Source organism: Malaciobacter pacificus (assembly GCF_004214795.1).
In the GTDB taxonomy this organism is placed as follows: domain Bacteria; phylum Campylobacterota; class Campylobacteria; order Campylobacterales; family Arcobacteraceae; genus Malaciobacter_A; species Malaciobacter_A pacificus.
This window is the reverse complement of sequence record NZ_CP035928.1, coordinates 2000902-2015558: the sequence shown is the minus strand read 5'-3', so window position 1 is coordinate 2015558 and position 14657 is coordinate 2000902. Positions and strand designations below refer to the sequence as shown.

The following is a 14657-nucleotide window of genomic DNA, read 5'->3' as shown; positions in this document are numbered from 1 at the left end:
GAAAATAACTCTTTTTTAAGGAGTATTTTCTTTAAAATCATCACTATACTTTTTAAGTAAGTGCATGATTGATATAAAAAATGTTACGATTGCAGGACCAATAATCATTCCCCAAAAACCAATTGTTGAAAGTCCTGCAACTATTGAGAAGAATATTAATAACTCATTTACTCTAGTTGGAGTTTTAACAACCCTTTGATTGATATATTTTATTATTATAGGTTTTATAAAGGTATCTGCAATTATTGATATAACTATGATTGAATAAAGTGCGATTATAACAGCATTTGTCATAGAGTTTGTACTAGCTTCATAAATTACTACAGGAAGCCACATTATGATTCCTCCAACAACTGGAATTAATGAAGCAAAACCATATAAAACTCCAAGTAATAAACCATCATAATGAAATAAACTCAAAAAGAAACCAAATAGAAAACCTTCAAAAATAGCTGTTATTAAAATAGAGTATAAAACTACTGTCATCACATTTGATGATTCATAAAATAGTACTATTGAATCATCTTTTTTAATAGGTAGTAAATCTTTTACAAAGGTTGCAATTGATGTTGAATATAGTGTAAAAAAGAAAAAGAATATTAAAATAAAAACCATATCCATCATAAATTTTGCAGAGTTCTTCCCTAAGTATGCACCAATAGATAGTACATTTTGTACAGTTTTCCCTACATCAATTTTAGATGTAATTTGTGTTACAAAATCTTGTAAAAAAGTAAAATCTTTAGATAATGCAACTAGCCAAAGTTTTAAATCATTTAAACTAGCTATTAATTCTTGTTGATTCACATGATTAAAGAAATTAGCAAATGAAAATATACAGTATAAAATAGGTAGGAAAAATAAAGCAGTTAATCCAATAGTCATAACAATTGTTGCTAGAACTCTAGTTTTTAGTCTATTTTCAAAATATGTAGTTAGTGAACTAGTTGCTACTGTTAAAAGTAAGGCAACAAACATTGATTTTAAAAATGGACTAAATAGTTCTACCATAAAGTAAATAGTAATAATTGCAATGGCTATTAGGAAATAAACTGCTTTCAAAATAAACTTCCTTGGTCATCAAGTTTTTCACTTCCAGGATATGAAAGTCTAAACATTTCATATGTTTTAACACTTGCAACTCTACCTCTAGCTGTTCTTTCAATAAATCCATTTGCTAGCAAATAAGGCTCAATGGCATCTTCAATTGTTCCTTCATCTTCACTTAGAGCTGCTGCCAGTGTAGAAAGTCCCATTGGTTTACCCTTATTAGATACTAGTAATTCAAGTAATCTAATATCCATTTCATCAAAACCACTGTCATTTACACCAAGTTCATCTAAAGCATATTTACATCGTTTTAAATGAATTGTTTGTTCATTTTCAACTTCAGAAAAGTCTCTAACTCTTCTTAAAAGTCTTAATGCAACCCTAGGAGTTCCTCTACTTCTTCTTGAAATTTCAAGCGCAGCATCATTTTCACACTCTTTTTCTAATTTAAAAGAGGCTTTTTGAATAATTTTTGCTAATTCATCGTGAGTATAAAACTGCATTCTAAAGTGCATACCAAATCTCTCTCTAAGTGGATTTGATAACATTCCTGCCCTTGTTGTTGCCCCAATTAAAGTAAATCTAGGTAAGTCAATTTTAACAGTTTGTGCAGCAGGTCCACTTCCAATAATAATATCTAGTCTATAATCTTCCATGGCTGGATAAAGTATCTCTTCAACAGCAGGACTTAGTCTATGTATCTCATCAATAAATAGAATATCTCCCTCTTCAAGGTTAGTTAAAATTGCCGCTAAATCTCCACTTTTTTCAATCATTGGCCCAGCTGTTACTTTGATATTTGAGTTCATTTCATTTGAAATTAGGTATGAAATTGTAGTTTTACCAAGTCCTGGAGGTCCATAAAACAAAATATGGTCCAAGGCTTCACCTCTTTTTTTACTAGCTTCAATAAATACTTTTAGATTTTTCTTGATTTTTTCTTGACCAATGTAATCATCCCATGAAGAAGGACGTAAACTTACTTCATTTTTATCCTCTTCAAAAGATACTGATTCTACTTCGACAACTCTTTCCATCTATTTTAGTACTCTTCTTCTTTTGATGGAAATGAAGAGTCTTGAACATCACTTCTATATTGATTAACAGCTTCTTTAACAAGCTTTGCACCATTTAAATAGTGTCTTACAAACTTTGGTTTAAAATCTTCAAAGAAACCTAACATATCTGACCAAACTAAAACTTGCCCATCTGTTACATTCCCTGCACCAATTCCAATAATTGGAATACTAACAGCTTCAGTAATTTTTTTAGCAACATCACTCATAACACCTTCAACAACGATACAAAATGCACCAGCTTTTTCAACTGCAATAGCATCTTTGATAAGTTGTTCTTCATCTTCTTTAGATTTACCTCTTACTTTATATCCACCTTCACTTCTTACATATTGAGGCATTAAACCAATATGCCCCATAACGGCAATTGAATTTTTTGTTAGATGTTCTATAATATGTGCTCTATCTTCTCCACCTTCAATCTTAATTGCTGCTGCATTTGTTTGTGCATAAACTTTAGCTGCATTTTCTAAGGCTTGATTTTCATTTATATAACTGCCAAATGGCATGTCAAGTACAACAAAGGCTTTAGGAGCGCCAGCACACACAGCATTTGTGTGATAAATCATCTGATCAAGTGTTGCGCTTAAAGTATCTGGCTTTCCTGCAAAGCTCATATTTAAACTATCACCAACTAAAATCATATCAGCTATTTCACTAAATAGTTTAGAAAATAGTGCGTCATATGCAGTAATCATTGTTAGTTTTTTATTATTTTTAGAGTTCTTAATTTTTGTAATATTCATTTTTTCAAAATCGTTTTTGATTATACTCATAATATTTTATCCCATAATTATATTAAAGTAATATTCTAGCACAAAAATCTTTTTTATTTATAAAAATATTACATATTGAAATTTGTGTATATTTTTTATACATATCTAGTTTGTTGTTTTGGTTATTTAATGTTATCATAAATTATGAACACAGTAATATTCACGGATTTAGATGGAACTTTTTTAAATCACGATAATTACTCTTTTAAAGAGTCTTTTGAAGCTAGAAAATTAGTTCTATTAAAAAAAATCCCTTTAATTTTTAATACAAGTAAGACAAAAGATGAAGCTTTATTACTTCAAGATGATGTTGGAATAAAAGAGCCTTTTATTATAGAAAATGGTGCAGCTATTTATTTTCCTAAAAATTACAATAATTTTGATTTAACTTTTTTAAATGAAATTGATAATTTTCATGTTTTTATTTTAGGAAAAGAATATAAAGAGATTCTAAGATTTTATAATAATTTTAAAGATGAGTATAAAATGAAAGGGTTTAGTGATATGAGTCTGCAAGAGGTCTCTTCTTTAACTGGATTATCAATTAATAGATGTGAATTATCAGTTAAAAGAGGATTTACAGAACCTTTCATAATAGAAGATGAAAGTAAAGTTATTGAATTATCAAAAAAAGCTAAAGAGTATGGAATTAAAATTACTAAAGGTGGAAGATTTTATCATTTAATGGGTGAAAATCAAGATAAGGGAATGGCTATAAAAAAAACTATTGAAATATTTGAGAAACTTTACGATGATAAAATAAAATCAATAGGACTTGGTGATGGACAAAATGATATAGCTATGTTTGAAAATGTAGATTTACCAATTATTATAAAAAATCACGAAGGTAATTATGTAGCATATGAAAATGAAAATATACAAAAATCAACTTTTAAAGGTGCGAAAGGTTGGAATGAGATGGTGTTAAAAAATGTCTAGAAAACTACTTGAAAAAACATATTTTAAAGCTTTGAATAAAGTAAAAGCAAAAAATATTGTAAAAGATAATGTATCTTTGGAAGATAATATATTAATTATCAATAATGAAAAAATAGATTTAAATAAAATTGATAATTTATATGTTTTTAGTGTTGGAAAAGCAGGTTTTTCAATGGCTAAACAGTGTGAAAAAATCTTAGGGAATAAAATAAAAGATGGAGTTGCAATTTCAACTTCAAGGGGAAAACTAAAATATATCAAACACTATACTTCAAGCCATCCTGTAGTTAGTAAAAAAAGTATAAAAGTAGGTGAAAAATTACTTAAAAAAGTAAAACAGCTAAAGAAAAATGATTACTTTATCTTCTTTTTATCAGGTGGTGCATCTGCTGTTATTGAAAAGCCAATTGATGGTCTTAATTTAGAAGATTTTACAAAAATCTCAAAGGCTTTATTAGTAAGTGGAATTGATATAAAAGCTTTAAATAGTGTTAGAAAATCAATTTCTCAAATCAAAGGTGGAAAATTAGCAAATGAAATTAAAGCCAATGGAAAAGTATTAGTTTTAAGTGATGTAATTGGTGATGATATAAATACAATTGGTTCAGCACCTATGAATAATGGAAAATTTGAACATAAAATAATAGGTAATAATGAAATTGCCCTAAAAGCTTCTAAAAAATATATTGAATCAAAAGTAGATAAAACAAAGATTTTAACAACTACTTTAGATAAAAACTCAATTGATGCTACAAAATATATAAAGCAAAAAATCAAAAAATATGATGAAAAATATGATAGCTTTTGTTTGTTAATTGGAGGAGAGACTACTACTAATCCAAAGGGAAATGGAAAGGGTGGACGAAACCAAGAGTTGGCTTTAAGATTATTACTTGAAAAAGTTGTAAATAAAAAAATTTCACTTTTGTGTGCTGGAAGTGATGGAATTGATGGAAATAGTGATGCAAATGGTGCTTTTGTAGATAATGATATTTATAAAAAAATAGATGAATTGAAAATAGATGCAAAAAAATATTTAGAAAATAGTGATAGTAACAGTTTTTTTAAAAGTTTAGGATATGACTTTACAATAGGAATTACTGGAACAAATGTAATGGATTTTATAATAGTTATTAAGGAGAGATAATGGCTGATTTTTTTCAAAATGGAGTTGTAACAACACTTCAAGATTTAGGTAATAGAAGTTTAGAAGATATGGAAAAAGAGTTAGAGGAGTTTGGGAAAAGAAGGAAAATGGTTCTTTTACTTCCAGCCCTTTATTCTGAGTTTGAAACACCAGCAATGCATAAAATTATTGAAGAGTTAAAGGGTGTTAAATATCTGTATAAAATCATTTTAGGATTAGATCAAGCTACAAAAGAGCAGTTTGAAGAGGTTAAAAAACTGATGTCTGTTTTACCATGTAAAGTTGATGTATTATGGAATGATGGTCCAAGAATTAAAGAACTTTATAATGATTTAACAGCTGAAGGTTTCCCTGGACTTAATACTCCTGGTAAAGGAAGAAATGTATGGACAATGTTAGGTTATGGATTAACAGATAAAGATGCTTATGCTTTTGCACTTCATGATTGTGATATTGTAACTTATACAAGGGAAGTTCCAGCACGACTTTTTTATCCTATTGTTCATCCTGCACTTGATTTAGAGTTTAATAAAGGTTTTTACTCAAGAGTTACTAATAAACTTCATGGTCGAGCTACTAGACTTTTATACACTCCATTAATTAATTCATTAAAAAAAGTATATGGAACAAGTAAATATTTAGATTATATGGAAAGTTTTAGGTATGCACTTTCAGGTGAATTTTCATTTATTAGAAGTTTAGGTAGAGGAATTGGAATTTCTCCTACTTGGGGATTAGAAGTTTCTACTTTAAGTGAAGTTTATAAAAATACTTCAAATAGAAGAATTTGTCAAACAGAAATAATGGAGAGTTATGAACACAAACACCAAGATTTAGGAAGTGCTAATAGCGGTGGTGGAATTTATAAAATGGCAAATGATATTGCAAAAACAATTTTTAGAATCATGGCTCAAGAGGGTGTTATATTTTCAGTTCAGTCATTTAAAACTTTACTTGCTACTTATTTTCAAGAATCAAGATTTGAAATTTCAAAATATAATGCACTAAGTAAATTAAATGGCTTAGAGTATAACAGAGAAAAAGAGATCAAAACAGTAGAAGCTTTCCAAGAAGCTATTAAAGAAGCAGCTGAAGAGTTTTATGAAGATCCTATGGGAGTTCCTTCTATGTCACCTTGGATTACAGTTAGGTCAGTTATGCCTGAATTCTCAGACAAATTTAAAGAGTATGTAAAAGAGGATAATAAATAATGCACATTTCACATAAAGAACACACAATAAACAAAAGGCTACATAGACTTTATCCACCTCAAATAGCAAAGCAAGCAGTTAATGATATTATTGATTTAATTTTTAAATATAAATCTAGAATAAAGTCAAATGAGTATCATTTAAGTCAAAAAGATGTGATTTTGATTACTTATGGTGATCAAGTAAATACAGAACATGAAGCATCACTTCACACTTTGAAAGAGTTTATGGATGCTCATTTAAAAGGTGTTATTAATTCTATACATATTTTACCTTTTTATCCATACTCTTCTGATGATGGGTTTTCTGTTGTAAATTATAGTGCAGTTGATCCACACATGGGTTCTTGGCGTGAAATTGAAGAGATTAGTAAAGAGTATAGACTTATGGTTGATGGTGTAATAAATCATATTTCTCAATTTTCTGATTGGTTTAGAGCCTATTTAAGTGGTGATGAGTATTTCAAAGATTTCTTTATAGATGTGGACCCTAGTATTGATTTAAGTAATGTTGTAAGACCTAGAGCAACACCTCTTTTAAGTGAATTTGTTGATGATAATGGGAAAATTCATAATATTTGGACAACATTTTCTAAAGACCAAGTTGACTTGAATTATAAAAGTCATAGGGTTTTAAGAAATGTTCTTGATGCACTTTTTTATTATATTGAAAAAGGTGCAACACTAATCAGACTTGATGCCATCGCATTTATTTGGAAAGAGATTGGAACTGAGTGTGTTCACTTACCTCAAACTCATGAATTAATTCAACTTATGAGAGAAGTTTTACACGAAGTAGCACCTGAGGTTATTATTATAACAGAGACAAATGTGCCTCACCATGAAAATGTTTCATATTTTGGTAGTGGAGATGATGAAGCACAAATGGTATATAATTTTGCATTACCTCCACTTTTAGTTCATTCAATAATGCATGAAAACACTAAAACATTAACCTCTTGGGCAAAAACTTTAACTCTTCCAAGTGATAAAGTATGTTTTTTTAACTTTACTGCAAGTCATGATGGAATAGGCCTTAGACCAATTAAAGGAATATTAGAAGATAATGAAGTTAATTATATGGTTGAAAAAGTTCAAGAACATGGGGGATTAGTTTCATTTAGAGCAGAAGCAGATGGTACAAAAACTCCTTATGAATTAAACTGTTCATATATGGATGCACTATCTCATCCTAATGAAGATGACTCTCTTAGAATAAAAAGGATGTTAGTAACTCAAGCAGCAGTTTTAGCAATGCCTGGAGTTCCTGGAATTTATTTTCATTCATTAGTTGGTTCAAGAAATTATTTAGATGGAGTTAAACACTCTGGTAAAAATAGAACAATAAATAGAGAAAAGTACAATATTGATTGGTTAGAGAATGAATTAAGTACATTAGGAAGTCTTCCTAAAACGGTATTTGATTCTTATAAAAGATTAATTTCTATTAGAACACATGAAGAAGCTTTTAATCCTTTTGGAAAATTTGAATTTTTAGATTTAGATTCAAGACTTTTTGTTATTGATAAAAAGTGTTGTGGTGATGAGCAAAGGATAGTTGCAATACATAATTTTTCAAATGAAGTTGTAAATTGTGTTTTACCAGATAGTATTAGTTTGCCATTATGTAATTTGTTATCAACAAATTGCGGTGAATTCAGTGATTCAGAAGCAGAACAAACCAGAGAGTTTAAAGTTGAGCCATATCAAATTATGTGGTTAAAAGGAAAAGTTTAAAAGGTAAATATTATGAGTACCAAAGATAACTTGTGTGATTTTATTTTATTTGGAGGTCATGGTGATTTGGCATTTAGGAAACTAATGCCAGCACTTTATCATCTAGGACAAAATGGATATATTTCAAGCCAAAGTAGAATAATCACTGTTTCAAGAAGGGATATTTCTCAAGTTGAACATGAGAATTTAGTAAAAGAGAAGTTAAAAGAGTTTTTGGTTGATGATGATTTTGATGAAGATTTTTTTCAAAAATTTCAAAAACAGCTATTTTTTGTAAAAGTAGATTTTTCTGATATTAATGATTATGAAGCTTTAAAGAAAAGTCTTAGTTTGTATGAAGACAGAGATAGAATAAACTATCTATCTACTTCTCCTGATTTTTTTGGAACAATCTGCCAAGCGTTACATGAATGGGATTTAATAAATGAAAATTCTAGAGTTGTATTAGAAAAACCTCTTGGAAAGGATTTAGAATCTTCAAGGGTGATTAATAATAAGGTTTTAGAGTTTTTTGATGAAGACCAGATATATAGAATAGATCACTATTTAGGTAAAGATACTGTTCAAAATATTATGGCACTTAGATTTTCAAATAGAATCTTTATGCCCTTATGGGATAGTTCTAGTATTGATCATGTTCAAATTACAGTTGCTGAAAGTGTAGGTGTTGAAGGAAGAGGTGGTTATTATAATGATTATGGAGCGTTAAGGGATATGATTCAAAACCATTTAATGCAACTTCTTTGTTTAGTAGCTATGGAGCCTCCTTGTTCACTTGAAGCAAATAGTGTGAGAGATGAAAAAGTAAAAGTTTTACGCTCAATTAGAAAAATGGAAGCTAAAGATATTTCTACAAAAACTGTGCGAGCCCAATATACAAAAGGTTCATCAAATGGTAAAGCAGTTGATGGGTATTTAGAGGATTTAAAACTGGACTCTTCAAATACAGAAACATTTGCAGCAATTAGAGTTGATATTGATAATTTTAGATGGAGTGGAGTTCCTTTTTATATAAGAAGTGGAAAAAGACTTCAAAGTAGAAACTCTGAAATAGTAATACAGTTTAAAGATATGCCACACTCAATTTTTTTAAATGAAAACTCTAATATTATCTCAAATAAATTAGTAATCACATTACAACCAAAAGAGAGTATTGAGTTAAAACTTATGAATAAAACTCCAGGTCTTGGAGCTTCAATGAAACTTCAACCAGTTGAATTAGAACTGAATCTCCCACATAATGTTCAAAGAAAACCTGATGCATATGAAAGACTAATTTTAGATGTAATTAGAGCTAATCCAACACTATTTATGAGACTTGATGAGGTTGAAGCAGCTTGGAAGTGGACAGATAAAATAATTGAGGGATGGAGTGAAAATCTTACATCTATGAAAACATATACTTCAGGTTCTTCTGGACCATCAGCAGCTATTCAGTTAATTGCCCAAGATGGTAGGAGTTGGAACGATGAGTAGTATATTAAAAGCTTTTGATGAAAGTAGTGAGTTAGTTGAAGAGTTAAGCTCTCAAATTGCAATTATTTTAAAAAAAGAAATATTAAGAAAGGGCTTTGCAACTATTTTAGTATCAGGTGGTTCAACTCCTAAAAAACTATTTGAAAAGCTTTCAAACTGTAGTCTAGATTGGTCAAATGTAAAAGTTGGATTAGTTGATGAAAGAGTAGTTGATGCAACAAGTTTAGATAGTAATGAAAATTTAGTTAAAACTTATCTTTTGAAAAATAAAGCAAGTGATGCTCAGTTTATAAATATGCAAAATCAAAATGATTTATTCCCTTTTGATATTATTGTCTTAGGAATGGGAAATGATGCTCATACTGCTTCACTTTTTCCTAATAATGAAAAATTAAAAGAGGCTTTTGAGACTAAAGATTTAACAATAAATATTACACCAAGTAATGCTCCTTATAATAGAGTTAGTTCAACATTATATGCTATTAAAAATTGTGAACATATATTTTTACATATTGAAGGTGAGCAAAAATTTCAAGTTTTACAAAAAGCTTTAAAAAACAGTGATATTTATAATATGCCAATTAGCGCAGTTTTAAATGACAAAGATATTCAAGTGGAGGTATATCACACATGAATGAAATAATACAAGAAGTTACAAATAATATTATAAAAAGAAGTGCAAAAAGTAGAAAAATATATTTAAATAGAGTAAGTCAGCAAAAAAGTAAAGGTGTAAATAGAAACTCAATTGGTTGTAGTAATTTAGCCCATGCAATTGCTCCTATGAACAGTTATGAAAAAGAGACTTTAACAAAATTTGATGCAGCAAATATGGCAATAGTAACAGCTTATAATGATATGTTATCAGCACATGAACCTTATAGTGTTTATCCATCATTACTTAAAAGAGCATTAATGGATTTAGGTTCAACTGCTCAAGTTGCTTCGGGAGTTCCTGCTATGTGTGATGGTATTACTCAAGGTGAAACAGGAATGGAACTAAGTTTGTTTAGTAGAGATAATATTGCAATGGCTAGTGCAATTGGACTTTCACATAATGTTTATGATGGAGTTTTTTATCTGGGAGTTTGTGATAAAATTGTTCCAGGTCTTGTAATATCTGCTCTTACATTTGGTCATTTACCAACTATTTTTGTACCAGCAGGACCCATGCCTTCAGGTATTTCAAATGCTCAAAAAGCAAAGATTAGACAGGAGTTTGCAGCAGGTAAAGTTAGTAAAGATGCTTTGTTTAAAGCAGAAGCAAGTTCATATCACAGTAGTGGTACTTGTACTTTTTATGGAACTGCTAATTCAAATCAAATGTTACTTGAAATGATGGGATTACAACTTCCAAATAGCTCATTTGTAAATACAAATACGCCACTTAGGGATATGCTTACAAAAAAAGCAGCAAAAGTTTTACTTCAAATGACGCAAGAAAAAATCTCTATTAGTAATATTGTAGATGAAAAGAGTTTTGTAAATGCAATTGTTGGACTTATGGCAACTGGAGGTTCATCAAATCATACAATTCACTTAATTGCTATGGCAAAAGCAGCTGGTATTATTTTAACTTGGGATGACTTTGGTGCTATTTCTAAAGTTACGCCATTACTTTGTAAAATGTATCCAAATGGAAGTGCTGATGTAAATGCATTTAGAGATGCAGGTGGTATGAGTGTAGTTATTAGCGAACTTATAAAAGCAGGTCTTGTACATAATGATGTTCAAACAATAGTTGGAAAAGGCTTAGATAATTATATTGTTGAACCAACTATTCAAAAAAATATGATTTATTTTCAAAAAGGTCCTGAAGTTTCTAGGAATGAGGATGTAATTTCAAGTATTGAAAAACCATTTTACAGTGAGGGTGGACTTAAATTACTTAGTGGAAATTTAGGTCGATGTGTAATAAAAACCTCTGCACTTAAAAAAGGTAATATGTATTTTAAACAAAAAGCTATGGTTTTTGAATCTCAAGAAGAGTTACAAAATGCATTTAAAAAAGGTGAATTAGAAAAAGATTTTATTGCAGTTGTAAGATTCCAAGGTCCAAAATCAAATGGAATGCCTGAACTTCATAAACTTATGCCTCCACTTGGATTACTACAAGATAGAGGTTATAAAGTAGCTATTTTAACAGATGGAAGAATGTCAGGAGCTTCTGGAAAAGTAGCTAGTGCAATTCACTTAACACCAGAAGCTAGTGATGGCGGTTTGATTTCAAAAGTTAAAGAGGGTGATTTAATTGAAATGGATATTGAAAATGGAGTATTAAATCTTTTAGTTGATGAAGAAAAACTACAAAAAAGAAAGATTCCAAATTTAACTTTTGAAGATAACCAACATGGAGTTGGAAGAGAATTATTTAGTACTATTAGAGCAAATGTGGGTAGTGCTGAAGAGGGTGCTACAATTTTTGATTTAGTTGGAAAGGAAAGGTCATGAGTATAGAAAAAATTATTGGATTATCTCCAATTATACCAGTTATAGTTATAAAAGATGTAAATGATGCAGTGCCATTAGCTAAAGCTTTATTAGCTGGTGGAATTGATATTATGGAAGTTACATTAAGAACAAATACCGCTTTAAAAGCTATAGAATTAATTGCAAAAGAAGTTCCTGATATGAATGTGGGTGCAGGTACAGTATGTAATGAGGAAGATTTAATTGAAGCAAAAAAAGTTGGTGCAAAGTTTGTCTTCTCTCCTGGTATTTCAAAAGAATTAATAGAAGCTTCTCATATTCACGAAATTACTTTAGTCCCAGGTGTTGCAACTGCAAGTGAAGTTATGCTTGCCCAAAACAATGATATTTTTTTCTGTAAACTTTTTCCAGCTTCAATAGTAGGTGGAATTAAAATGCTAAAAGCCTTAGGTGGGCCATTCCCTAAAATGAGATTTTGTCCAACTGGTGGAGTAAACTTAGATAATATGAATGAGTTTTTAGAGTTAGAAAATGTACTTTGTATTGGTGGAAGTTGGATAGTTCCAGACTATATGTTAAAGAATAAAGAATTTGACAAAATTACTCAACTTTGTAAAGAGGGATTAGAAAAAATAAAAGAGTAAAAATCAAGCTAAAATCAAAACAATAAAATTAAAAGTACAATTTAGATAAAATAAATCCAATTAATGTAAATAGGATATATTTTAATGAGTGAAAATATTGAAAAAAAATTAGTAGGTTATATAACTTCTTCAATGCCAGATAGTGAATTTACTGTAGATTTAGCATATAATATGAAAGATGCTGGTGTTGATACTCTAGAATTAGGTATTCCTTTTTCTGACCCAGTTGCCGATGGTCCGGTTATTGAAAAAGCAAATTTAATTGCTTTAAATAATGGTTTTAAATTAAAAGACTTATTTGAAGTCTCTTCTAAAATTGGAAAAGATATTGATACTTTATGGATGGGATATATGAATCCTTTTTATCATTATGGTATTGAAAAATTCTTACAAAAAGCAGATGAATATGGAATAAATGGAACTATTATTCCAGATGTTCCATTTGAAATGGCTCAAAACTTACAAGCTTTATTTGATAAATATAACAAAGTAAATATTTCATTTGTAGCTCCAACTCACAGTGAAGAAAGAATTGAAGAAGTTACAAAAAATGCACAAAAATTTATTTATATGGTAGCTTATGCAGGAATCACTGGAAGTGGACAAAGTGAAGATTTAACTAAAGTTATTGAGAATGTTAGAAAATATTCAAATACACCACTATACATAGGTTTTGGTGTTGATGAAAAAACTTGTAAAGAAAAAGCAAAAGGTGTTGATGGTGTGATTGTTGGTAGTGCTTTTGTAAAACATTTAATAGATGATAGTTTATCAAACGCTGAAAAAATATCAAAAATTACTAGCATTGCTAAAGAGATAAAACAAAAAATAAACGAATAAAAATGCATATATTAAATCGTGATATTGAATTTGTAGAAGAGGGTAGAGAGTGTTCTTATTTTAATGAACAGGTCTCTGATATAAGATATAGATATCTTCATTCTTGTTCTACTGAGCAATATCAACTAATGTTAGAAAGAGGTTGGAGACGATTTGGAAAAATGCATTTTGTACCAGAGTGTAAAGCTTGTACAAAATGTATTTCAATGAGAATTGATGTTGCAAATTATAAATTCTCAAAATCAGAAAAAAGAGTTATTTCAAAAAATAAAGATACAAAACTTTTTATTAGACCTCCTTCTATTACAATGGAACATTTAAATTTATATGATAAATATCATAAATTTATGAATGAGAAAAAGAATTGGCCATATTCTCCAATTGAGCCAAATGAATATATAAAATCTTATGTAGATGCAAAAGAAGAGTATGCAAAAGAGTTTTTATATGTTAGAGATGATAAGTTAATTGGTGTTGCCTTAGTTGATGTTTTACCTAAATCTATTTCGGCTATTTATTGTTATTATGATCATGACTATCAAGATTTATCAATAGGTAAGTTTTCAGTACTTGCGCAAATAAAAATTGCAAAAGAGATGAAAATTCCTTATATTTATTTAGGATATTGGATTAAAGATCATTATTCTATGGGGTATAAAGAGTCTTATAATCCTTTTGAGGTTTTAAAAAATAGAGCATCTTTAGATCAAGATACAATATGGGAAAAATATGAATTATAATATGGTTGTAATAGTTTCAGGAATTATTTGTGCTATAATTTCTTATTTATTAAGTTATTATTTAATTATGCTTATACTTGAAGAATCGAGTGCATTTTTTAAAATGGGCCAATTAGTTTTAGCAGTAGCTTTAATGACTACACTTTATGCACCTATAAAGTATTTGCTTATAAAATATATGAATATTGATGAATTTGAAAGTGAGAATAAAAATGATTAAAATAATTCTTTTATCTCTTTTTTTAATTATATGTAACATAAATGCTGAAGAACAAACAGTTGAAAATCAAAATTTCTCAGAAGAAATTTTTGAACAGATTGAACCAAATGCAGATTGTTTAATTCTTGAAGATGAAAACTCAATTATATGTAAATTTGAAGTAACAAGAACAAGTTATGATAAGCAAATAAAAATTGAATGGATTTCTCCAAGTGGTGAATTATCTAGGGAAAGAGATATGATTATTCCAGCAGGTCATGGTTCAATTTATGATTACAGATATATAAATGGTAGAGAGTTAGGTTTTTGGACTTTTAAAGTAGTTTTAGAAGATGGTAAAAATTACTCAACTCAATTTGAGTTGAAATAATT

15 protein-coding genes are annotated in these 14657 nt (G+C 29.1%); 12 read left to right on the top strand and 3 right to left on the bottom strand.

What is annotated here, in order from left to right:
• Positions 1 to 15 precede the first annotated feature (15 nt).
• Genes APAC_RS10175 through panB form a run of 3 tightly spaced genes read right to left on the bottom strand, consistent with a single transcriptional unit; the run spans position 16 to position 2902 of the window.
• Positions 16 to 1062, bottom strand: a complete 1047-nt coding sequence (locus APAC_RS10175) for an AI-2E family transporter (protein WP_130233993.1) — start codon at positions 1060 to 1062, stop codon at positions 16 to 18.
• Positions 1059 to 2087, bottom strand: a complete 1029-nt coding sequence (ruvB, locus tag APAC_RS10170) for a Holliday junction branch migration DNA helicase RuvB (RefSeq protein WP_130233992.1) — start codon at positions 2085 to 2087, stop codon at positions 1059 to 1061. Before ruvB ends, APAC_RS10175 begins: the two co-directional genes overlap by 4 nt.
• A 5-nt stretch (positions 2088 to 2092) precedes the next feature.
• Positions 2093 to 2902, bottom strand: a complete 810-nt coding sequence (gene panB, locus APAC_RS10165) for a 3-methyl-2-oxobutanoate hydroxymethyltransferase (RefSeq protein ID WP_130233991.1) — start codon at positions 2900 to 2902, stop codon at positions 2093 to 2095.
• A gap of 144 nt (positions 2903 to 3046) precedes the next feature.
• Between panB and APAC_RS10160 the strand changes: the two genes are divergently transcribed.
• The 12 genes from APAC_RS10160 (at position 3047) to APAC_RS10105 (ending at position 14655) form a co-directional block, all read left to right on the top strand.
• The gene (locus tag APAC_RS10160) at positions 3047 to 3841 is read left to right on the top strand and encodes an HAD-IIB family hydrolase (RefSeq protein WP_130233990.1); all 795 of its coding nucleotides are present in this window, start codon (positions 3047 to 3049) and stop codon (positions 3839 to 3841) included.
• Positions 3834 to 4988 carry a glycerate kinase type-2 family protein gene (locus APAC_RS10155; protein ID WP_130233989.1) on the top strand — a complete coding sequence of 385 codons (1155 nt, stop codon included), beginning with the start codon at positions 3834 to 3836 and terminating at the stop codon, positions 4986 to 4988. The genes APAC_RS10160 and APAC_RS10155 overlap by 8 nt, the downstream gene beginning before the upstream one ends.
• On the top strand, positions 4988 to 6199 hold the full coding sequence (locus tag APAC_RS10150; protein ID WP_130233988.1) for a glycosyltransferase family protein: 1212 nt from the start codon (positions 4988 to 4990) through the stop codon (positions 6197 to 6199). Before APAC_RS10155 ends, APAC_RS10150 begins: the two co-directional genes overlap by 1 nt.
• Complete coding sequence (locus APAC_RS10145; RefSeq protein WP_130233987.1) at positions 6199 to 7935, top strand: sugar phosphorylase; 1737 nt, start codon at positions 6199 to 6201, stop codon at positions 7933 to 7935. Before APAC_RS10150 ends, APAC_RS10145 begins: the two co-directional genes overlap by 1 nt.
• Positions 7936 to 7947: 12 nt before the next feature.
• Complete coding sequence (gene zwf / locus APAC_RS10140; protein WP_130233986.1) at positions 7948 to 9411, top strand: glucose-6-phosphate dehydrogenase; 1464 nt, start codon at positions 7948 to 7950, stop codon at positions 9409 to 9411.
• Positions 9404 to 10045 (top strand): 6-phosphogluconolactonase, encoded by a 642-nt coding sequence (locus APAC_RS10135; RefSeq protein ID WP_170170155.1) that lies wholly within the window; start codon positions 9404 to 9406, stop codon positions 10043 to 10045. The genes zwf and APAC_RS10135 overlap by 8 nt, the downstream gene beginning before the upstream one ends.
• The gene (gene edd / locus APAC_RS10130) at positions 10042 to 11862 is read left to right on the top strand and encodes a phosphogluconate dehydratase (RefSeq protein ID WP_130233984.1); all 1821 of its coding nucleotides are present in this window, start codon (positions 10042 to 10044) and stop codon (positions 11860 to 11862) included. Before APAC_RS10135 ends, edd begins: the two co-directional genes overlap by 4 nt.
• Entirely contained in the window at positions 11859 to 12485 is a 627-nt protein-coding gene (gene eda / locus APAC_RS10125; protein ID WP_130233983.1) for a bifunctional 4-hydroxy-2-oxoglutarate aldolase/2-dehydro-3-deoxy-phosphogluconate aldolase, read from the top strand. Before edd ends, eda begins: the two co-directional genes overlap by 4 nt.
• Positions 12486 to 12569: 84 nt before the next feature.
• Complete coding sequence (gene trpA / locus APAC_RS10120) at positions 12570 to 13325, top strand: tryptophan synthase subunit alpha (protein ID WP_130233982.1); 756 nt, start codon at positions 12570 to 12572, stop codon at positions 13323 to 13325.
• A gap of 2 nt (positions 13326 to 13327) precedes the next feature.
• Entirely contained in the window at positions 13328 to 14065 is a 738-nt protein-coding gene (locus tag APAC_RS10115; RefSeq protein ID WP_130233981.1) for an arginyltransferase, read from the top strand.
• Positions 14055 to 14285 (top strand): hypothetical protein, encoded by a 231-nt coding sequence (locus tag APAC_RS10110; protein WP_130233980.1) that lies wholly within the window; start codon positions 14055 to 14057, stop codon positions 14283 to 14285. Before APAC_RS10115 ends, APAC_RS10110 begins: the two co-directional genes overlap by 11 nt.
• Complete coding sequence (locus tag APAC_RS10105; protein WP_130233979.1) at positions 14278 to 14655, top strand: hypothetical protein; 378 nt, start codon at positions 14278 to 14280, stop codon at positions 14653 to 14655. Before APAC_RS10110 ends, APAC_RS10105 begins: the two co-directional genes overlap by 8 nt.
• Positions 14656 to 14657 lie beyond the last annotated feature (2 nt).